21 protein-coding genes are annotated in these 21,212 nt (G+C 40.1%); 12 read left to right on the forward strand and 9 right to left on the reverse strand.

Going from position 1 to position 21,212, the window contains the following annotated elements; translation table 11 throughout:
• The first annotated feature begins 75 nt into the window (after positions 1 to 75).
• The 8 genes from EGT34_RS14005 to EGT34_RS14040 all read left to right on the forward strand — a co-directional run bounded on the left by EGT34_RS14005 (position 76) and on the right by EGT34_RS14040 (position 9,852).
• On the forward strand, positions 76 to 939 hold the full coding sequence (locus EGT34_RS14005; RefSeq protein ID WP_000037375.1) for a hypothetical protein: 864 nt from the start codon (positions 76 to 78) through the stop codon (positions 937 to 939).
• A gap of 203 nt (positions 940 to 1,142) precedes the next feature.
• Positions 1,143 to 2,735: a peptide chain release factor 3 gene (locus EGT34_RS14010; protein ID WP_000008538.1), complete on the forward strand. Its 1,593-nt coding sequence runs from the start codon at positions 1,143 to 1,145 to the stop codon at positions 2,733 to 2,735.
• Between the two features lie 69 nt (positions 2,736 to 2,804).
• Positions 2,805 to 3,647, forward strand: coding sequence for a hypothetical protein (locus EGT34_RS14015; RefSeq protein ID WP_001054078.1), 843 nt, complete (start codon positions 2,805 to 2,807; stop codon positions 3,645 to 3,647).
• An 87-nt stretch (positions 3,648 to 3,734) separates the two neighbouring features.
• Positions 3,735 to 4,676, forward strand: coding sequence for an RsiV family protein (locus tag EGT34_RS14020; RefSeq protein ID WP_000958105.1), 942 nt, complete (start codon positions 3,735 to 3,737; stop codon positions 4,674 to 4,676).
• The gene (locus tag EGT34_RS14025; RefSeq protein ID WP_000550011.1) at positions 4,676 to 5,488 is read left to right on the forward strand and encodes a TatD family hydrolase; all 813 of its coding nucleotides are present in this window, start codon (positions 4,676 to 4,678) and stop codon (positions 5,486 to 5,488) included. Before EGT34_RS14020 ends, EGT34_RS14025 begins: the two co-directional genes overlap by 1 nt.
• A 124-nt stretch (positions 5,489 to 5,612) precedes the next feature.
• Positions 5,613 to 8,369 carry an aconitate hydratase AcnA gene (gene acnA, locus EGT34_RS14030; RefSeq protein WP_001151963.1) on the forward strand — a complete coding sequence of 919 codons (2,757 nt, stop codon included), beginning with the start codon at positions 5,613 to 5,615 and terminating at the stop codon, positions 8,367 to 8,369.
• Between the two features lie 120 nt (positions 8,370 to 8,489).
• Positions 8,490 to 8,963, forward strand: a complete 474-nt coding sequence (locus EGT34_RS14035; protein ID WP_000532213.1) for a RidA family protein — start codon at positions 8,490 to 8,492, stop codon at positions 8,961 to 8,963.
• 124 nt (positions 8,964 to 9,087) lie between these two features.
• Complete coding sequence (locus EGT34_RS14040) at positions 9,088 to 9,852, forward strand: ThiF family adenylyltransferase (RefSeq protein WP_001281713.1); 765 nt, start codon at positions 9,088 to 9,090, stop codon at positions 9,850 to 9,852.
• 60 nt (positions 9,853 to 9,912) lie between these two features.
• On the opposite strand, the gene EGT34_RS14045 is transcribed toward EGT34_RS14040, so the two are convergent.
• Positions 9,913 to 10,035: a hypothetical protein gene (locus tag EGT34_RS14045; RefSeq protein WP_001984446.1), complete on the reverse strand. Its 123-nt coding sequence runs from the start codon at positions 10,033 to 10,035 to the stop codon at positions 9,913 to 9,915.
• 103 nt (positions 10,036 to 10,138) lie between these two features.
• Between EGT34_RS14045 and EGT34_RS14050 the strand changes: the two genes are divergently transcribed.
• Positions 10,139 to 11,032: a LysR family transcriptional regulator gene (locus EGT34_RS14050; protein ID WP_000956777.1), complete on the forward strand. Its 894-nt coding sequence runs from the start codon at positions 10,139 to 10,141 to the stop codon at positions 11,030 to 11,032.
• 7 nt (positions 11,033 to 11,039) lie between these two features.
• On the opposite strand, the gene EGT34_RS14055 is transcribed toward EGT34_RS14050, so the two are convergent.
• From EGT34_RS14055 to EGT34_RS14075, 5 genes are all read right to left on the reverse strand, one after another.
• Positions 11,040 to 11,549 (reverse strand): hypothetical protein, encoded by a 510-nt coding sequence (locus tag EGT34_RS14055; protein ID WP_000587861.1) that lies wholly within the window; start codon positions 11,547 to 11,549, stop codon positions 11,040 to 11,042.
• A gap of 335 nt (positions 11,550 to 11,884) precedes the next feature.
• The gene (gene dusA, locus EGT34_RS14060; RefSeq protein ID WP_001191165.1) at positions 11,885 to 12,889 is read right to left on the reverse strand and encodes a tRNA dihydrouridine(20/20a) synthase DusA; all 1,005 of its coding nucleotides are present in this window, start codon (positions 12,887 to 12,889) and stop codon (positions 11,885 to 11,887) included.
• Positions 12,890 to 13,037: 148 nt separating this feature from the next.
• Positions 13,038 to 14,222, reverse strand: coding sequence for an MFS transporter (locus EGT34_RS14065; protein WP_000106681.1), 1,185 nt, complete (start codon positions 14,220 to 14,222; stop codon positions 13,038 to 13,040).
• 18 nt (positions 14,223 to 14,240) lie between these two features.
• Positions 14,241 to 14,648 carry a RidA family protein gene (locus EGT34_RS14070; protein ID WP_001031014.1) on the reverse strand — a complete coding sequence of 136 codons (408 nt, stop codon included), beginning with the start codon at positions 14,646 to 14,648 and terminating at the stop codon, positions 14,241 to 14,243.
• Positions 14,649 to 14,715: 67 nt separating this feature from the next.
• Complete coding sequence (locus EGT34_RS14075) at positions 14,716 to 15,642, reverse strand: DMT family transporter (RefSeq protein ID WP_000703597.1); 927 nt, start codon at positions 15,640 to 15,642, stop codon at positions 14,716 to 14,718.
• 239 nt (positions 15,643 to 15,881) lie between these two features.
• On the opposite strand from EGT34_RS14075, the gene EGT34_RS14080 reads away from it, so the two are divergent.
• The 3 genes from EGT34_RS14080 to EGT34_RS14090 are packed head-to-tail and all read left to right on the forward strand — an operon-like array spanning position 15,882 to position 18,802.
• Positions 15,882 to 17,009, forward strand: a complete 1,128-nt coding sequence (locus EGT34_RS14080; protein ID WP_001165468.1) for a Re/Si-specific NAD(P)(+) transhydrogenase subunit alpha — start codon at positions 15,882 to 15,884, stop codon at positions 17,007 to 17,009.
• An 11-nt stretch (positions 17,010 to 17,020) separates the two neighbouring features.
• Positions 17,021 to 17,335, forward strand: a complete 315-nt coding sequence (locus tag EGT34_RS14085) for a proton-translocating transhydrogenase family protein (protein ID WP_000230434.1) — start codon at positions 17,021 to 17,023, stop codon at positions 17,333 to 17,335.
• Positions 17,336 to 17,347: 12 nt separating this feature from the next.
• On the forward strand, positions 17,348 to 18,802 hold the full coding sequence (locus EGT34_RS14090) for an NAD(P)(+) transhydrogenase (Re/Si-specific) subunit beta (RefSeq protein WP_000394402.1): 1,455 nt from the start codon (positions 17,348 to 17,350) through the stop codon (positions 18,800 to 18,802).
• A gap of 52 nt (positions 18,803 to 18,854) precedes the next feature.
• Here the strand turns inward: EGT34_RS14090 and EGT34_RS14095 are convergent, their stop codons facing one another.
• The 3 genes from EGT34_RS14095 to EGT34_RS14105 all read right to left on the reverse strand — a co-directional run bounded on the left by EGT34_RS14095 (position 18,855) and on the right by EGT34_RS14105 (position 21,204).
• The gene (locus EGT34_RS14095) at positions 18,855 to 19,676 is read right to left on the reverse strand and encodes an SDR family NAD(P)-dependent oxidoreductase (RefSeq protein ID WP_000697813.1); all 822 of its coding nucleotides are present in this window, start codon (positions 19,674 to 19,676) and stop codon (positions 18,855 to 18,857) included.
• A 250-nt stretch (positions 19,677 to 19,926) separates the two neighbouring features.
• Positions 19,927 to 20,328 (reverse strand): ribosome silencing factor, encoded by a 402-nt coding sequence (rsfS, locus tag EGT34_RS14100; RefSeq protein WP_001047580.1) that lies wholly within the window; start codon positions 20,326 to 20,328, stop codon positions 19,927 to 19,929.
• An 81-nt stretch (positions 20,329 to 20,409) separates the two neighbouring features.
• Positions 20,410 to 21,204, reverse strand: a complete 795-nt coding sequence (locus EGT34_RS14105; RefSeq protein ID WP_000532984.1) for a hydroxypyruvate isomerase family protein — start codon at positions 21,202 to 21,204, stop codon at positions 20,410 to 20,412.
• Positions 21,205 to 21,212: the final 8 nt, after the last annotated feature.

Raw genomic sequence — 21,212 nt, forward strand, 5'->3', positions numbered from 1 at the left:
CGTTCGAATACGTAATGGAAATAGAGGGATAGCCTTTAGCTTAACTATAAGAAAAACTTTTTATTGAGAATGATTATGTCAAAAAAATTTGAAGACTTTAATAATCCAAGAGAAAAAGCATTGCAGGGGATGAAAGATAGTATTCCCGCTTCACAATGGGAAGAAAACTTACAATTTCTCAAACAATTAAGGAATAAAATTGCGCAATTGCCAGTAAGTAAACACCCTGCAATTGAAATATTAAATAACGGTTATCTTGATAAACAAACCCTGACTCGTATTCATTTAGAATATCGTCATGCCATTGTTCAGATTTTTACCGATGCTTTATTAAAGGCGCAGTTTCTGACAAAACAATTGGAGCCAAAGCTTCACTCGGGCGCTAAAATGTTTCCACGGGTGTTGTTGAGCTTAAATATATTAGATGAATTTGGTTTTCGACCGGGTTTAGATAAAGATAATTATTATTTAGGCAACCCTGAATATGCACATTATCCATTATATGAAGATTTGCTAAATGACTATGGTTTGACTGAGGCTGACCGCCGTAATTATAAACCTTCAAAAATTGCAGATCAGGTGAGAACATTTTTAGAAGCTTCTTACGATCGTTATATTAATGTGGTGGCATTATTGGCGGTGGCAGAAGAAGAAGTTATTCTTTTTAGCCCACCATTGCGACAAGCAACCAAGTTTGTAAATATCGATGTTGAGGGTGGTGGTTATTACCATGTACATGGCGTTTCAACAGATGAAACAGCTGAAGCTGCTGATGATGACCATCAAGATGACCTTTGGTTTGCGTTGGCTCAAGCCATTACCAAAGATGATTATGAAAGCTTGACTCAACTATGTCTTGATTATTGTACACTGTGGACTGAGTTTTGGGATGCACAAATTGCCGATGTCCAATTTATTGAAGAAAAGAAATTGGCATAAGCTGTTCAGTTCATTCGTAAAAGCCTGTTTATATTGAACAGGCTTTTTTAATGGCTCAATTAAAAATATTCCAAATATGAAAACACGGATAGACAACTCAACAATCTCTAAACAGGACCTATAAATCTGCTACAATTACGCCAATTTTTATTTTGATCGACTTTAGATCTTTGGCACTGCAATCTCCGCAGTAGGTGTATTTCATGAGTTTTAAAGATGAGTTAGCGGCACAGGTCGCTCAACGACGCACATTTGCTATTATTTCCCACCCCGATGCCGGTAAAACCACCATGACAGAAAAACTGTTGTTATGGGGTAAAGCGATTCAGGTTGCAGGGATGGTAAAAAGCCGTAAATCTGATCGTGCAGCTACATCTGACTGGATGGAAATGGAAAAAGAACGTGGTATTTCAATCACCACGTCTGTTATGCAGTTCCCATATAAAGGTCACACGATTAACTTACTCGATACACCGGGGCACGAAGACTTCTCGGAAGATACTTATCGTACCCTTACTGCTGTTGACTCTGCACTGATGGTGATTGACGGTGCAAAAGGTGTCGAAGAACGTACCATCAAATTGATGGAAGTGTGTCGTATGCGTGACACACCAATTATTTCATTCGTCAACAAAATGGACCGTGAAATTCGTGAGCCACTTGAGTTGTTAGATGAAATTGAAAATGTCTTAAACATTCGCTGTGTACCAATTACATGGCCACTTGGTATGGGTCGTGACTTTGCTGGTGTATACAATATTCTTGAAGATAAATTGTATGTCTACAAAGCAGGTTTTGGTTCAACCATTACCGATATTGAAGTACGTGATGGCTATAATCACGCCGATATTCGTGAAAAAGTTGGTGAGTTAGCTTGGGCTTCTTTTGAAGAGTCACTTGAGCTTGTACAAATGGCAAATGAGCCATTAGATCGTGAACTTTTCTTACAAGGTAAACAAACTCCGGTTTTATTTGGTACAGCATTAGGTAACTTTGGTGTTGACCACGTTCTCGATGCATTTATGAACTGGGCACCTGAACCTAAAGCACATCCAACGCAAGAGCGTATGGTTGAAGCAAAAGAAGAAGGTTTCTCTGGCTTTGTATTTAAAATTCAAGCCAACATGGACCCTAAACACCGTGACCGTATTGCCTTCATGCGTATTTGTTCAGGTAAATACGAGAAAGGCCTGAAAATGAATCACGTACGTATTGGTAAAGAAGTTCGTATTAGTGATGCGTTGACTTTCCTTGCAGGCGAGCGTGAGCACTTAGAAGAAGCATGGCCGGGCGATATTATTGGTTTACACAACCACGGTACAATCCAGATTGGTGATACTTTCACTAGCGGTGAAAACTTGCACTTCACAGGTATTCCTCACTTCGCGCCGGAAATGTTCCGCCGTGTACGTTTGAAAGACCCATTAAAGTCAAAACAGTTGCAAAAAGGTTTGAAAGAGTTGTCTGAAGAAGGTGCAACTCAGGTATTTATGCCACAAATTAGCAATGATTTGATCGTGGGAGCTGTGGGTGTACTTCAGTTCGACGTTGTTGCTTACCGCTTGAAAGAAGAATATAAAGTTGACTGTGTTTATGAGCCAGTAAGTGTAAATACAGTGCGCTGGATTCATTGTGATGATGAAAAGATTCTTAATGAGTTTAAGAAAAAGGCACATGACCAACTTTCTATTGATGGTGGCGGACACTTAACGTATCTTGCGCCAAGCCGAGTGAACTTGCAGATTATGCAAGAGCGTTGGCCTGATATTGAGTTCCGTAGCACACGTGAACACTAATCATGTAAATGTGACAAACAGCTTCGAATAGAAGCTGTTTTGTTTTGAAAAATAAGAAAGGATGATGAAATGAACTTGAGTAAAAAGACAATTATTGCGCTTGTGGTTGCAGCCATAGCTCTAATTTTGGCTATTTGTGTATTTGTCTGGAAAAAGCCTCAGTCTTCATCATCTTCTCAAGAAAATTCAGCTTCTACTCAAGACCATCCGGTTGAGAAAGCAGAGGTTTTACCTTATTTAAATTTGACCGAAACCAAAGCAAATTATGCAGTGCCGTTTTGTGAAAAGAAAAATTGTATTGATGTCGATATTCAAACCATAAAAACCCAAGATGCGTGGTTAAATAGCTGGATTGAAAAAAATCAGGCGAAAGTTATTCAGGCTCAAATTAATTTGAAAAAAGATTTAAGCCTTCAACAAGCGATTAATGCTTACGTGAAAAAGTCGGATGAATGGCAAGATAAGTATTCTAAAAATCGTGCTTATGAATTACACATTCGTACACGCATTGCCTCGCAGCGTAATCAGTATGTGTTATTGCAATTGGCTTTAGACAGTAAACAAGAAGAGATCACTATAAAAGACCGTTATTATTTTTTCGTGGCGGATCGTAAACTGCATAAAAACTTAACGTTGCTTGATGTGCTTAAAAAAGACCAGCAACCGACAGTACATCAAATTGTTCAAACCGCGTATCAGGACTGGTTGAAAAAGCAAACTGCCGATGTCAAAAAACAAGCCCCAAAAACTTTATATTGGGGACAAGCTGACTGGTTCTTTGATGGTGAAGGGGTAGGTTTGCACTATCAGGCAAATCAGATTACGAAAGATGCGCCTCAACTTGATATTTATTTAACAACAGAACAAACGAAAAAAATATTGCAACCTCAGGTTTATGAACAAATGTTTTAAGTTGGTAGCAGAATTTGCAACCTACTTGTAGATGCGCTAACTTCATATGAGTTATGCATAATCTTCTCAGAATAAAGGCAAAATATGATGTTAACTTCTAAGGCTTCGCTACGTTTAACGCTACTTGCTTCTGCGATATTTTTGGTGGCATGTCAGCCTAAAAGTGATCCTAAAGAGTCGGAAGATCAGCAAAAACCGGCTGTGGTTGAACAAAAGCCTGTAGAACTGACTTTGAAAGGGGAAACAGTTCCAAGTAAAGTGACTTTACCGGATTGTGATGGTAAAACTTGTCCCGAATTTACGGTAGAACGCCTACAAAGTAATTTCCCTTTTATTGATAAGATTATTGATCAACAAGTTTTAAAAGCACTCGGACAGATTCTTGAAATTGCAGAACCAGATGCAAAAGCAGCACAAGCTGATAAGAAGACAGAAGCTTCAACAGCTGCCGCTACAGAGCAACAAGATAGTTTCGATGCTCAGGTTCAGCGCTATGCAAATTCATTTATTGATTTGGACAATGAGTTAAAGGCTCTAAGTAGTAATCACCAGATTAATCTGTTGGTGAAACCTAAAATCATACAGTCTCAAGGTAAAGTCGTAACTGTTGTTGTAAATAGTAGTAGCTATTTAGGCGGGGCACATGGCTCGGCAGCGCAGCAATATTATAATTTTGACTTAAAGAAAGAAAAGCAGGTCAAGCTTGAAGACTTATTACGTCCAGAGAAAAAAGCGGCTTTAGAAAAATTATCACATGAAGCATTTAAAGCTTGGGTGACAGACTCAAAACTTGCAAATAGTGTGAGTGAATATGAGCAAGCTTGGCCGTTTAAACTCACAGAAAATTTCCTGTTAGGTGACCAAGGTTTGATTCTTCAATATGGCGAATATGAAATTGGACCTTATGTGGTCGGACTACCTCGTTTAGTCATTCCATATGACCAATTACAAGATGTATTGAAAGAAGAATATTTGCCGCAGCCTAAAGCTAAACCAGCTTCGACACCTGCCGTAAAAAGTACCAGCTAATGCATCTGTTTGATACTCACACCCATTTTGATGTTGCCGATTTTGATGAAGATCGGCAGCAATTAGCACTTGAAGCTAAAAAAGTGGGTGTGGATGCTCTGGTGTTAATAGGCTTTTTACAGTCACGTTTTGATGAGTTGGTACAAACCCATCATCAGCTCAAGCAGTGGGAGAATGTACCTGCTTCTTATTTAGCACCGGGGTTGCATCCGTTTTATATTGAGCAGCACAAACCAGAGCATCTTTCTCATCTTGAACAGATTTTGCAGCAAGAAGACTGCGTCGCAGTAGGAGAAATCGGCTTAGATACCTTCTTAAAGGAACACAAGCAGCCCGATATATATGCCAAGCAAAAACAGTATTTTGCTGATCAGTTAGATCTGGCAACTCAATACCAAAAACCGGTGTTGCTTCATATACGAAAAGCACATGGTGATGTGCTCGCTCTATTAAAAGCGCATAAGTTTAAACTCGGTGGCATTGCTCATGCCTTTAGTGGCGGAGTAGAGGAGGCAAAAGGCCTGATTAAACTTGGTTTTAAAATTGGTGTGACGGGACAAATCACGAATCCCAATGCGAAAAAGCTTCATACGGTTGTGCAGACTATAGGTGCCGAGCATTTAGTGATTGAAACAGACTGTCCTGATATGACGCCACTTTGCTGTCAAACTTCAACTGAGCAGCGTACTCGAAATACGCCTGTGAATTTACCTTATGTACTAAAAAGTTTGGCTGAAAATTTAAATATGGCAGAGCCAGAATTAGCAGATTTGCTGTGGAAAAACTCTTTATCTGCTTTGAAATTATCGTAATAAAAATCAAAGATTAGAAATAGTAACTAAAACAAAACACAGCGATTAAAAAAGAAGCTTAAAGTAAGAAAACAACATGTAAAAACGTGAAAAATAACATTGCCAGACATGGGAGGATAACCCAATGGCTAAGTATAGCAATATCAATAGTTTTAATGCTTTACAGACGCTAACAGTAGGTTCCAGCAATTATCAGATTTTTAGCTTAACCCAAGCCGAGAAAAAGCTAGGTGACATTGCCAAACTGCCGAAATCATTAAAAGTACTGTTGGAAAACTTATTACGGTTTGAAGATCAGCACAGTGTTAAAACAGAACACATTTATGCTTTAGCTGAGTGGCTAAAAACCCGTACCTCAGATCAAGAAATTCAATATCGACCTGCACGGGTTTTAATGCAAGATTTTACTGGCGTTCCGGCAGTCGTTGACTTAGCCGCAATGCGTGCTGCAATGGCCGAAGCGGGGGGCGACCCTGAAAAAATTAATCCGTTATCACCTGTAGATCTGGTTATTGACCACTCTGTGATGGTAGACCATTTTGCCGATGATCAGGCTTTTGAAGAAAACGTTCAAATTGAAATGCAGCGAAATGGCGAGCGATATCAATTTTTGCGTTGGGGACAATCTGCATTTAATAACTTTAGTGTCGTGCCACCGGGTACTGGTATTTGCCATCAGGTCAATTTAGAGTATTTGGCTCAAGCAGTGTGGTTAGGTGAAGACAACGGACAGACCTTTGCTTTCCCTGACACCTTAGTGGGTACAGATTCACATACCACCATGATTAATGGTCTAGGGGTATTAGGTTGGGGAGTTGGGGGTATTGAAGCAGAAGCTGCCATGTTAGGCCAACCTATTTCTATGCTCATTCCTGAGGTGATCGGTTTTAAACTAACCGGCAAATTACAAGAAGGGATTACGGCAACTGACTTGGTGCTCACCATTACTCAAATGCTTCGCCAAAAAGGAGTGGTAGGTAAATTTGTCGAGTTCTATGGCGATGGTCTAGCCGATTTACCACTTGCTGACCGTGCAACCATTGCCAATATGGCGCCTGAATATGGTGCAACTTGTGGTTTCTTCCCAATTGACGAAGTGACTTTGGGTTATTTGAAATTAACAGGTCGTCAAAGTGACCGTATTGCATTGGTGGAAGCATATAGCAAGGCGCAAGGTTTATGGCGTAATGCGGGTGATGAACCTGTATTTACAGATACGTTAAGTTTAGATATGAGTACGGTTCAGGCAAGTTTGGCAGGTCCAAAACGCCCTCAAGACCGTGTGCTTTTATCGGAAGTACCTAAAACGTTTAATGCGCTCATGGAATTAACCCTTAAGCCAGCCAAAGAAGCGAAAGAACGTTTAGAAAATGAAGGCGGTGGCGGTACGGCTGTAGAAGCGACCAAAGCCAATATTCAGCATGAAAGCCCATCTTGTGTGATTGAAGGGCAAGAATATCCGTTGAATCATGGTGATGTCGTCATCTCAGCAATTACTTCATGTACCAATACTTCTAACCCAAGTGTCATGTTGGCAGCCGGTTTACTTGCTAAAAAAGCCATTGAAAAAGGCTTGCAGCGTAAACCGTGGGTAAAAAGTTCACTTGCGCCCGGTTCTAAAGTCGTGACCGACTATTTATTGGCGGCTGGGCTTACGCCGTATTTAGATGAGTTGGGCTATAACTTGGTCGGATATGGTTGTACAACGTGTATTGGTAACTCAGGTCCTTTACCTGAACCAATTGAAGATGCAATTCAGTGTCATGATTTAAACGTGGCATCTGTACTTTCGGGTAACCGTAACTTTGAAGGGCGTGTGCATCCATTAGTTAAAACCAACTGGCTTGCCTCACCACCACTTGTGGTGGCCTATGGTTTAGTTGGGAATATCCGTACAGACTTAACGACTCAACCAATCGGGCAAGGTAAAGATGGGCAACCTGTTTACTTAAAAGATATCTGGCCAAGTCAGGCAGAAATTGATGCCGTCTTACAAAAAGTAAATACCGACATGTTCCACAAAGAATATGCTGCGGTGTTTGATGGTGATGAAAGCTGGCAAGCGATTCAGATTCCAAAAAGTAAAACTTACGAATGGGCTGATGACTCGACCTATATTCGTCATCCGCCGTTCTTTGAGGGTATTGGTGAGCCACCAAAACCAATCAAGAATATTGAACAAGCACGTATTTTGGCAGTGCTTGGTGACTCGGTAACCACTGACCATATTTCACCAGCGGGTAATATTAAAAAAGACAGTCCAGCTGGCCGCTATTTACAAGAGCAAGGTGTTGAGCCAAAAGACTTCAACTCTTATGGTTCACGACGTGGTAACCATGAAGTCATGATGCGAGGCACCTTTGCTAACATTCGTATTAAGAACGAAATGCTCGGCGGCGAAGAAGGCGGTAATACCATACATGTGCCAAGTGGTGAGAAGCTTGCTATTTATGATGCGGCAATGCGTTACCAACAAGAACATACACCGCTTGTGATTATTGCTGGTAAAGAATACGGAACAGGTTCTTCACGTGACTGGGCTGCCAAAGGAACGAACTTGTTAGGTGTAAAAGCTGTCATTGCTGAAAGTTTTGAACGTATTCACCGTTCAAACTTGGTGGGTATGGGCGTGTTGCCACTCCAGTTTGTTGATGGCCAAACCAGGCAGTCCCTCAACTTAACGGGTCATGAAGTCATTTCGATTCGTGGTTTATCGGATGGTATTCAGCCTCATGAAATTCTTGAGGTTGATGTGAAAGGGCCAAATGGAGTAGCTAGTCATTTTAATGTGTTATGTCGAATTGATACGTTAAATGAGGTTGAGTACTTTAAGGCAGGTGGTATTTTGCATTATGTACTTCGGAATTTGATTGCTTCATAAATGTCTATTTTTCAAAAGCTATATAAAAAAGCCTTATATTCATGAGGCTTTTTTATTGTCTTTATTTAATGGATAAGCTAAATATAAATAAAATAATTTTTGTTATAAGAAGAAGCAATTATGGGTAGAGATACAGTATTTTTAAAAGTTGAATCTCGATTGGGATATGATTTTTCAGGGGATATAAAAATAGGAGGTAAATATACCTCATTAATTGAACACGCTGGACTTGTATTTATTAGTGGTCAAATTCCAAGAGTGGGAGATACGGTACAGATTTGTGGAAAAGTTGGATTAGATGTTGATTTATCAGATGCACAGCTTGCTGCAAGTATTAGCACCATGAGAGCTTTAGCAATTTTAAAACAGCACTATGGGACTTTAGATGTTATTGGAAAAGTTTTACAAATGAATGTATTTGTTCATTCAACGTCATCTTTTATACAGCAAAGCGAAGTTGCTGATGGAGCATCTGAAATACTTTATGAAATTTTGGGTTTAGATACGGGACGGCATACACGTACATCGGTCAGCGTGTACCAACTTCCAAAAAATGCATCTGTTGAAATCAACTTCATTTTTGCTTTGAAATAAAAGTAAGTTGGTGGAATTCAATTATTTCAATTTTACTGGGTATTTTTATTTGTAAGAGCGGCAAGACGCACTACGTAAAAAACAGTAAAATATATGGTTTGATTTTTTAGAGAAAGCCATTTCCATGTCCGATTTACCACAAAATGATGAATATGACCGCCGTTTTGCAGGTGTAGCCAAAATTTATGGTGATTCATCGTTCCAGCACTATGAAAAAAGTCATGTGATGGTGATTGGTATTGGCGGGGTCGGCAGTTGGGCAGTAGAAGCTTTAGCGCGTACAGGTATTGGTGAGATTACATTAGTCGATATGGATGTAGTTGCAGCATCAAATGTGAATCGTCAGCTACCTGCAATGACCTCAACTCTGGGCTGTGAAAAAGTTGAAATTATGGCGGAGCGTTGTCGCCAAATTAACCCACGCATTAAAGTCAATATTATTGATGACTTCTTAACACCTGAAAATGTTGCAGAGCTTTTAAACCCTGTACCGGATATTGTTTTGGACTGCATTGATGACGTTAAAGCAAAACTGGCTTTAATGCTCCATTGTCGTTTTAATAAAATTCCTTTAATTGTGTCGGGTGGAGCTGGTGGTAAGCTCGATCCACTTAAAATTCGTGTGGCCGATCTATCAAAAACAGAACAAGACCCAATGTTAGCAAAGCTACGTAGTCAGCTTCGCGCTCGCGGCATCTGTAAAAAGCCAAAAGAGAAATTTGGCATTACCTGTATTTACTCAATCGACAATCCATTTTCAAGCGCAGATGTCTGCCCATCGGCTGGGTTGCGCTGTGGGGGCTATGGTTCAGCGGTGGTGGTGACTTCAAGCTTTGCCATGATTGCTGTAGCCGAAGTTTTGAAAAAGCTCGATTTAAAGAAAGCCTAATTTAAATATGGAAAAGGCATGCGCTTAGGTGGGGGCATGCTTTTTTTTGGGAAAAACTATTTAATCATATAGCTCTATATTGTCTTGTTTGGGCTGTGTGGGTAATTGCTGATCATAAAATTTAAAACACCATAAAATTAAAATAACGATGGTGCATATTGCGAAACCTTTTAAATACTTCATGAAGAATTCAATCAAGTGAATGGTCTTGATTAAAATTCTAGCGAAGGGAATCTATCTAATCTAATATAGAAAATAGACCAAATGATCTAATTTTGAGATGATAATGCTCACATTAAAACAATTCCAATATTTCATAAAAATTGTTGAAGAAGGGAGTTTTACCGCTGCTTCCGAAAAGCTATTTATTGCCCAGTCTGCTTTAAGTCGACAAATGAAGCTATTAGAAGAAGAAATTGATTTTCAGTTGTTTGATCGTACGGACAAAAGAGCAAGACTCACGCCAGCAGGAGAGGTCTTCTATAAGAAAATAAAAGATAACCTGCTTTATTTAAATGAAATTATTGATCTGTCTAAAAGTGTTTCGGAAGGGAAAAATCGACAGGTTAAAATTGCTCATTCCAGCAGTATTGTCGTGGATAATACAAAGGTTCAGATATTAAAAGAAGTTAGCTTAACGCAGCAGTTGAGCTTTGAGATTAATACCTTATCATCCGAGCAGCAAATCTTAGCGTTATTAAATGGTGAAATTGATATCGGTTTGATCCGCCCGCCAGTTCGGCATACTTTAGATGGTATAAATACTCTTAAGTTATATGAAGAGCCTTTAATGGTGGCTGTGCATATTGATCATGCCAAGTTTGCTAAATCAGAAAAGGTTTATTTAAAAGACTTAAAAGATGAGTGTTTTGTATCAACACCTCATGCTGAAAGAGGAGGCTTAAGTTATTTGGTCGCAAATCTGTGTTTAGCCGCAGGATTTACCCCACAAAAAGCCTCCATTCAGTCGCGTAAGATTTCACAGTTACAGCTCGTGGCGGCAAATTTAGGGGTAGCTATTGTTCCTGCGGAGTTTCAACAAATCTTACCCGCCAATGTAAAACTAATACCTTTGGAAGATTCCCTATCTCTTTCGGAAGTTTTGCTGGTCTATAGAAAGGACCATGATGTAATCATTCAGCACTGCGCCGAGCAAATTCATCAAATGTTTCTATCTTAGAAGTGAATTAGCCTAATCTATAGTAAGTATAGGTGACGTTATCATCTTTATAGACGTCATAACTACTTTGTTTAAAGTCCGACACCCATTCGCTTCCTGTGTAACCAGCGATATGACCGTAAATATGGTTGCGGGTTCTGTGAATGATATAAATGTCGCCTTCTTGTGGCTCATCAAAGGCTGGATTTATTTCTTTATAGCCAATTTTCTTGAGGGTATCGCCCCAATCAGATGCTGCAATCGGATGGTTTTCAACATCGGCACCAGCAGACTCAAGCGCAATACGGATGCTACGTGCACAACGCGCTTTACTGCGTCTAGAGGTAATACTTTCTAATTTAGCTACGAATTTTTCTATATCAATGGCTGGAGGAGTGTTGGTTTCAGTGGAGTGATTATTGGGTTTCATGGTGAATGGATAAGGGAGGCTTGGTGTGCTGTGGGATACAACAATGGCTGCCTGATTTGAATCCTGATACATATAGTTATCAGCTACTTGTCCGTCATAAATAATCATCGTGAAATCTCTACCCGTACTACCTATATCCGTATTTAGAAAATCACCACCTACCTGTGGCGTTCAGAGATACTAATGGCCCAAACTTAAAAGTTTTGTTTATGTTATGTAATAATGTATCTTTTTACCAGTTTTTATTTCTGGCTATGGAAAAAAGGGCTAATTAAAAGAGCTTTTGAAATCATACAAATTAAGTTTTTGATATTATTGAATATAAATAATTAATCAGAGCTTAATTTTGAATATTTCGAGCCAACATTTGCGAATATACTCAAAATCTAAGTCTCTGATTTAAAATGCCACATTTTCTTACAATTTTAGAAACATGGGCTGGCTTAAAATTGGTGTTCCTTTAAATACTCTTCAGTACGGATAATGGCAGCTTGCATATTATGAATTGCATTCTCGACATCAGTTAAAGTTTTTGCATTTCCACCACTTAGGGCTTGTCGCCATTTGCGAGCGCCCGGTAAATTTTGGAATAAACCTAAAATATGACGCGTAATGATAGAGAGTGGTGCACCTTCAGCTAGACGTTGTTCAATATACGGTAGCATTTGTTCCATAATATCGAAACGATCCGGTGCTTCTAGGTTCCAAAGTTGGCCGAGCTCAGCAAGTAAGTAAGGGTTGTGATAGGCTTCACGGCCAATCATGACGCCGTCAACGTGCTGTAAATGAGCTTGAGTTTCGGCAAAAGTTTTAATACCACCATTAATTTCAATAGTCAGATGCGGGCGTTCTTGCTTTAAACGGTAAACATCTTCATAGCGTAGCGGTGGTACTTCTCGGTTTTCTTTCGGAGACAAACCTTTCAATATCGCAATACGGGCATGTACAACAAAGTGAGTACAACCTGTTGCTGCTACAGTATCTACAAAGTGCAGCATTTCTTCGTAAGACTGCATGTCATCAATACCGATACGGTGCTTAACCGTTACCGGAATATTCACCGCTTTTTGCATGCTGTGAATACATTCAGCGACCAAGTCTGGCTCTGCCATTAAACATGCACCGATTTTATTGTTCTGTACACGGTCACTTGGGCAGCCTACATTCAAGTTGACTTCGTCATAACCCCAGTCTTCAGCCATTTTTGTGCAAGTGGCAAGTTCTTGTGGGTTTGAGCCGCCAAGCTGCAATACGATTGGGTGTTCTTGAGCGTTATAGTCCAAATGGCGTTTCGCATCACCAAATAGAATCGCGCCCGTAGTCACCATTTCTGTATAAAGCACAACGTTTGGGTTAAACAACCGTGCAAAGAATCGGTAGTCCTTTGTAGTCCAGTCCATCATAGGGGCTACTGAAATACGAGGTTGTAACGATTGAAGTGATTGCATAACCGATAGACCCAAAAGTCGCTAAATTAATGAAAGGGCAGCATTATACGGGGTTTAGCCCTGAATCGACAGTGGCATTTAACTGCGTAATTTATAACCGCCCTTATGTTAAATATAGAAAGATGATTTTTAACAAATTACCTTATAGCTAAGCCATTTGCTTTTTTTGTAAGAAAGCATCAATCATGCTAAATAAAATACAAAATACAACGAGCCCTACACCTGCAAGGCAAGTCATGGTCCATCCACCACGATTCCATGCAAAAATCCCTAATGCCGAACCGGCCGCACCACCAATAAAATAAGTAGTCATATAAATAGCATTAATACGAGATTTAGCATCGGGACGTAAACGGAAAATAATACTTTGGTTGCTGGTGTGGACAAGGGCAAGTGCCAATTGAATTAAAGCAAAACCAATAACATAAGCTGAAAGTAGAATTTGTCCGAAATAGAAACAAATCCAGCTTACCAAAAATAGCCCGCAACCCATCCAGGTGAGTAAACGTGTGTAGCCTTGGTCGGCATATTTGCCAATATAACGTGTTGATAACGCACCAAAGATACCGACTAAAGGTACCAGTCCAATAAATAGATCGGGTAAATGATGTGCCGAGGTCAGTAGTAACGCGATTGTTGAATACAAAATACTCACTGACGCAAAAGCGAATGCACCTGTAAGCGCTCTTAATAAAAGTCGCTTTTCCTGCTTTAAAAGCTGAGCCATGGAAACAAAAATTTGTCCATAGTTCAGTTTCATACGCATGACATAAGGTAGGCGGCTTTTTAAGGTATAGGCCAACAAAAGCATTAATATACCACTTATGGCATAAACGACTTTCCAGTGGAAAAGGTTGGAAAATAAGCCAGCCAGACTGGTAGAGAGTAAAATCCCGACCAATAAGCCACTCATTAAGAAGCCAATAATCTCACCAGTTTTTTCAGGTTTAACCGTCATTGTTGCAAGAGGAATAAGCACTTGAGCTGCAACTGAAAACAAACCCGCTAAAATTGTACCGATCCAGAGCATAGGTAAGTTAACAGCAAAAGCAGAGGTAAATAGGCCAATTGCACAAAGCATCATCAAAAACGGAATAGCTTTGGCTTTATTGACAATATCACCCATCGGAACAATAAAGAGTAAACCGAGGGCATAAGACACCTGAGCAAATGTTACTGTTAAAGCAGCTTGTGCTTGTGTTACAGCAAAATCTTGCTGAATAGAGTGAATAAGGGGTTGGCAATAGTAATTCACACCTGCACATAGGCCACATGCTGCTGCCATCAACCAAAGTAAAGGTTTATTTTGACTGATATCTTCAGGGGTAGACATGATGTTCTCTCGATTTTATTAAGTGTATGCCGTTGCTTCGACTTCAATGAGCATATGTTCTAGTGCAAGACGCGGCACAGGAATGAGTGTGCAGGCTGGAAAAGGATGATTTTTCCATAAATCCTTCATAATTTTAATCAAAATCTCATGTTTTTCTACCGAATGGTCAACAACTAAAATTCTTAAAACAGCGATATCCGTAAGTTCTGCATTGGCAGCTACTAATGCATAGTTAATATTTTCAAATGCTTGTAGGACTTGTTCACTGAAATGAGAACTTAATTGACCTTGTTGGTCTTCGCCACCTTGACCTGCAATATGAATAATATTGTTAAAATTACTTACTACAGCGATATGACTGTAAGCGTTAGGTGTTGGGTCATATAAAGTAGAAGGATTTATGATTTTAAAAATTTCTTTGTTCATGGAACTCAACCGTTTAATAAAATTTAGATGAGTATCCAACCTCAACTTAAGTTGAGGTCAAGAGCATTTAGTGTTTTAGTCTTTTCTTTCTTAAAGTAATCATCATTACACCGACTATATTGAGGAAACAACCGACCCATTGCCACATATTGAGATGTTCATTTAGGAAAACAACAGCTAGCAAAATAGTTAAAACGGGTCCAATCGAAGCAATCATCGCAGATTGGGATGCTCCGAGTCGCTCAATGCTTTGCATAAGCATAACGGTAGGTAAGACAGTGACTAAAAAACCTAAGCCAATCCCGTACCAAATTACACTTGAGGGAAGTTGTAATAGGAGTTGAAACGGGTGAGGGGTACTTAAAGTGTAATGGGTTAATGTACCTATACAGGCAACTGTTAAAGCTAAGCCTGTGAAATTCCAAGAACCAAATTTTTTAATTAATGGTGGAGTCAGCAGTAAATAACCGGCAAAAGCTACAGCGCTAGCAAATACAAAACTGGTTCCGAGCCAAAAGTTGCCCTGAATTGGTGCATTGTTGTGCTCTTGCAGCATCACTAACACGGTTCCACCATAACTAAGAAAAATGGCGAATAAACTTTTTACATCTAATTTTTGTTTGTAGAGCAGACTTGAAGCGATCACGGTAAGTGTGGGATATAAAAATAGGATGATTCGCTCTAAAGAAGCGCTAATAAACATGAGGCCCATAAAATCGAGCCAGCTGGCAAAGTAGTAGCCTAATAGACCGGCAAAAATTAAAATTAGCCAATCCTTCTTTTGTATGCCCTGATTATGATGCCTATTGAACCAGCAAATTAATAGAAAAAACGGTAAAGCACTTAACATCCGTAAAGCCATCAGGACTGTACCGTCTACTAATGGAGAAAGGGCATAAGTTTGTTTAATAAAAATCGCTTTTGTGCTGAATAGAAAAGCAGAGCAAAGCGCAAAAAAAGACCCAATTTGAAACGAAGATAAAGAAATTTTCATATACAGGACTGTATAAGAGAGACTATTGTCTGCAAAAAAAAGAAAAATCCTCCTATATTACACCTCATGTTAAATATCGTGAATCATCAGTTCAAAATATAGGTATTTATTAAATAAATAGTGGGTGGTATTTTCAAAAAGTTCAATTAGAATCCAAATTCTGTACAAAGAATACACATGGGGGAAACATTGCGGGTTGCAATGTTTTTGACAATGAGAAATTAGCTTGAGGAACGCTCATGCAGATCGGAATCCCAACCGAAACTGTCGTCGGTGAAAATCGTGTAGCTGCTACGCCAGAGACAGTAAAGAAGTTGATTAGCGCTGGTCATAGCGTTGTGATTGAACGTGGTGCTGGTGTAAAGGCTGCGTACATTGACAGTGCTTATGAACAGGTCGGTGCAACCATTACGGATGATGCCTATACGGGTAGTCAAATTATTTTGAAAGTTCGTGCGCCACAAGGCGGGGAAATTCAAAAACTTGCAGCAAATACAACTGTTGTAGCAATGTTTGATCCTTATCGTAATACCGAGCTAGACCAATTTGCGAATCAGCAAGTGTCTGCTTTTGCTCTGGAATTGCTTCCTCGTACGCTTTCTCGTGCACAAAACATGGATGTGTTGTCTTCTCAAGCAAACTTAGCTGGTTATAAATCAGTTTTGCTTGCAGCTGCTGAATATCAACGCATGTTCCCAATGCTTATGACTGCTGCTGGTACTGTAAAGCCTGCACGTGTTGTGATTATGGGTGTTGGGGTGGCAGGCCTTCAAGCGATTGCTACTGCAAAACGTTTGGGTGCAATTGTTGAAGCAACTGACTTGCGTCCAACGGCAAAAGATCAGGTTGAGTCTTTAGGCGGTAAGTGGTTAGACGTACCAATGTCTGAAGAAGAACAGCAACGTGCAGCAGATGCAGCAAAAAATGGTTATGGCTGGATGCCGGGTGAGCAATACATCAAAGACCAAGCTGCGATTGTAGATAAAGCTGTATCGAATGCCGATATCGTGATTACAACAGCATTGTTGCCAGGCCGTGATGCACCGCGTCTGATCAAAGCTGAAACTGTTGCCAAAATGAAACCAGGCTCTGTCATTTTAGATATGGCAGTTGAAACAGGCGGTAACGTTGAAGGTTCTAAAGTTGGCGAAACTGTTGTCACTGAAAATGGTGTAAAAATTTTGGGTATTCCAAATATTCCAGCCACTGTTGCGACAGAAGCTTCTGCATTATATGCACGTAACGTTTTTAATTTCGTAGAGACTTTATTCGACAAAGAGAAAAACTTTGCGATTAATCAAGAAGACGAAATCCAAAAAGCCCTATTGGTCACTCATGGCGGTCAAGTGCTGCTTAAGCGTGGTTAAGGAGATTTCTCATGGTTGAAACTATTACAATTTTCGTCCTTGCCATCTTCGTAGGTTATTACGTGGTTTGGGGTGTTACACCAGCTTTGCACACGCCACTTATGGCGGTAACCAACGCATTGTCATCGATTATTGTTGTTGGTGCGATGTTACAAACAGTTGGCCTGCCTGTACTTGGTGTAGATGCAAATGTTGCATTTCAAAGTGTGAATGTTGTGAGCGTACTTGGTGCGATTGCAGTATTTTTAGCAAGCATTAATATTTTCGGCGGCTTCGCAGTAACTGCACGCATGTTGGAAATGTTCAAGCCTAAGCAAAAGAAATAAGAGGGCTTTGACATGGAATTTATTCAAGCAAATGCAAACTGGTTATACCTTGTAGGCGCAATTCTCTTTATCTTGACGCTTCGCGGCCTATCTGGTCCTAAAACAGCAATTCAAGGTAACCGTTACGGTATGATCGCAATGGCGATTGCAGTTGTAACAACTTTCTTTGTTGCCAATAACCCAGTTATTTGGATGATTGGTGGTGCAATGGTGCTTGGTGCGATTGTGGGTATTGCACGTGCACGTACTGTACCAATGACTCAAATGCCTGAAACTGTTGCACTTATGCACTCATTGGTAGGTTTGGCTGCGGTTTTGATTGCAGTTGCAGCAATTTTGCATAACAACCAGCTTACAGCATTGTTTGCTCAAAATGAGGCAGCATTAACAGCGGCTGGCGTGCAACATGCACACATGAGCAAGGTTCACCTATTTGAATTGTTTGTTGGTTGTTTCGTTGGTGCGATTACCTTTACAGCATCTGTGTTTGCTTACGGTAAATTGGCTGCGAAAAAATGGGCTAAAACAATCTCTGGTGCATGGGTTAAACCTGTTCAAGCACTTATCTTTGTTGCAATGTTGGCTTGTGGTTTCTACTTCTTCACAACTGGCAACATGACTGCTTTCTGGGCAATGACCGCACTTGCACTTGCATTTGGCTGGGTATGGATTGCACCAGTAGGTGGTGGTGACATGCCTGTAGTGGTATCGCTTCTTAACTCGTTCTCTGGTTGGGCAGCAGCAGGTATTGGTTTTACCCTTGAAAACAACATGTTGATCGTTGCGGGCTCACTTGTGGGTTCATCTGGTGCGATTCTGTCATACATCATGTGTAAAGCAATGAACCGTTCAATCATCAACGTATTGTTTGGTGGTGCAATGGGTGGTGCAGCAGTTTCTACAGCTGCTAAAGGTGAACAAGTTCAGCGTAACTACCGTTCAGGTTCTGCTGATGATGCTGGCTTCTTAATGTCAAATGCAGACAGCGTTGTGATTGTACCGGGTTATGGTATGGCGCAAGGTCGTGCACAAAATGCTGTAAAAGAGTTATGTGAAATTCTAAAAGAGCAAGGTGTTCGCGTCCGTTTCGCAATTCACCCGGTTGCAGGTCGTATGCCTGGTCACATGAACGTATTGCTTGCTGAAGCAGACGTAGCATATGAAGACATCTTGGAAATGGATGAGATTAACTCGGACTTCCCGGCAACTGACGTAGTACTTGTTATTGGTGCAAACGACGTTGTGAACCCTGCTGCAAAAGATGACCCAGGTTCACCAATTTATGGTATGCCGATTCTTGAAGCACATAAAGCACGTACAATCATGGTGATTAAGCGTTCTATGGCGACAGGTTATGCTGGTCTTGATAATGACTTGTTCTATAACGAAAAAACAATGATGATCTTTGGTGATGCTAAGAAAGTTGTTGAAGATATGACGAAAGCAATTAACGGTACAGGCCACTAAGTTGCTTTGATATAAAAAACCACCTTCGGGTGGTTTTTTATTTTTTTTAGGGTTAGAGGAACTTTTCCACTAGATCCATTGATTGTTGGTAGAGATCACGCGCTAATTGCTGGTTTTTGGCATGAGGAGATTTCCAGTCAGGCATATGCGCACTGACATATTCACCATTGCGGTTTTGCCATGTGTCGCCAGTCGCCATTTCTGTAATGAGCTTTGCAGGAACCGATGTTGGAACTAAACCTACTTTCATGGCTGCATAAACGGGTTTTGGTAAATCACGATAAATATCGGAAGCAACACCACCAGGGTGTAATGCATTATTGGTAATTGAACTGTCTGCTAGTTGTTCAGCTAATGCATTGCTGAACAATAAGTTTGCAAGCTTGGATTGTCCATAATAGAACAGGGGATTGTAAAAACCTTTCGCACGAAATTTATTAGGCTTAATTGAACCAACCCAATGAGCAATAGACGCCAGATGAATAATGCGTGCTTGAGGAGACTGCTTTAAAACGGGAAGTAGTTTTTGAGTTAATAAAAAGTGACCTAAATAGTTAACGCCAAATTGCTGTTCAAACCCATCTACGGTGAATTGCTTTGTTTTTGAAAATAGACCGGCATTATTAATAAGTACATCAAGGCTGCCATATTTATCTGCAATTTCTTCGGCAGCTTTTCGAGTTAATTCAAGGCTGTTTAAGTCGAGAGAAACGACATCGACTTGTCCTTGGTCGAGTGAGCGTAGTTTGTTTTGTGCCTGTTGTGCTTTTTGAGGATTTCGGCACGCCAAGATCACATGTTGCCCTTGTTTTGCAAGTTGTTCTGCTGTGGCAAAACCAATACCTGTATTGGCGCCAGTAATGAGTATCTTCACTTTTTAGTGCTCCAGTTATGTTATTTATTGATGAGACTATAAGAGTAGTTATAGTGCTGGAATTCTGACAATTTGTCATGTCAATTTTAAATAAGAGTGATGACTTGCTTGTTAGTGTTACTAAATTTTTGTTGAGTTAACAGCTTTTCATAGGAAGTGAGGGTAAAGGTGGCTGTTTAAATAATAAAAGTTTGACTAAGTATATAAACAAAAAGCGGCTCAAAAGAGCCGCTTTTTTAAAAGCAAAATTTTATGCGACCGACTCTGGAGCAGTACGCCATAAGCTTTCTAAATCATAGAATTTGCGGGCAGTTGGTAGCATCACATGTACTACAACAAAGCCAAGATCAATTAAGATCCATTCGGCATCTCGTTCGCCTTCAACGCCAATCGGGCGGAAACCAGCTTTTCGAGCTTCTTCTGCAACATTGTCAGCAAGTGCTTTGACGTGACGAGTAGAAGTACCACTCGCGATGACAATAGCATCAGCAACATTGCTAATAGAACTAACATCTAACTGTAGAATATCTTTTGCTTTTACATCAACTAAAGCGTCATGGACGACTTTAAGACAAGCTTGTACGTCTTTATTTGAGGTGTTCATTGCGAAATCGTGAGAATTAGACACGCTGGGCGATGGTTCTAAATTCATATAGGGTATATTTTCCTGACAATTACTCACTATCTAATATAGTGGTTTTCACTCAGAATTTCAAACAAAACTAGTAACAGTTTATATATTTACATCATCGGAAAAATATTTCTTTTTCCATGTAAATGACTGATTTGAGCCATTTTTAGGTTTATATTCTGCCGCAATATAGCCCTCATAAGCGCTTTGCTTAATCCATGAAAAAATTTGCTCATACGGTATTTGAGCCGTATCGGGTTCATGGCGTCCCGGGCAATCTGCAAACTGAATATGGCCAATCTGGTGAATATTTTCTTGTAAACCTTCAAGTACATCTTCACCCATCATTGCCATATGGTAACAGTCGTATTGCATTTTTAATGCAGGATGATTGACTGCTTCTAGCATTTCTTGGGCTTGGGCAATGTTCTGTACCAAAAAGCGTGGCATATCTGTGCCATTAATCATTTCAAATACAGGTTCAATATCGTGTTCTGTCAGTAAATCACAGGCTAATTTTAAGTTGCTTGCAAGTGTCTTAAGGCAAGGAAGTAAGTCAGAGTCTTGAGGTTGCTTGCCTGCCAAAATGTTAACACGTGGTACTTTTAATGCTGTGGCATAGCGAATCGCTAACTGTAATGCCTCACGAAATGCTGCCTCTTGACCCGGTATACCTGCTAAGCCATTTCCACCTTGCATAAGGTCACCAGCAGGAACGTTAATTAAACATAAATTTAGGTTGTAACGTTCAAGTTGGTCTTGAATATCAGAAATGGCAAGCTCGTATGGGAATTGAATTTCTACATGTTCAAAGCCCTCTGCATGGGCTAATGCAAAGCGTTCAATTAAAGGAACTTCGGTAAAAATCATGGATAAGTTAACGGCAAGACGACCCATACACAAAC

This window comes from Acinetobacter sp. FDAARGOS_558 (genome assembly GCF_003937785.1).
GTDB lineage: Bacteria > Pseudomonadota > Gammaproteobacteria > Pseudomonadales > Moraxellaceae > Acinetobacter > Acinetobacter baumannii.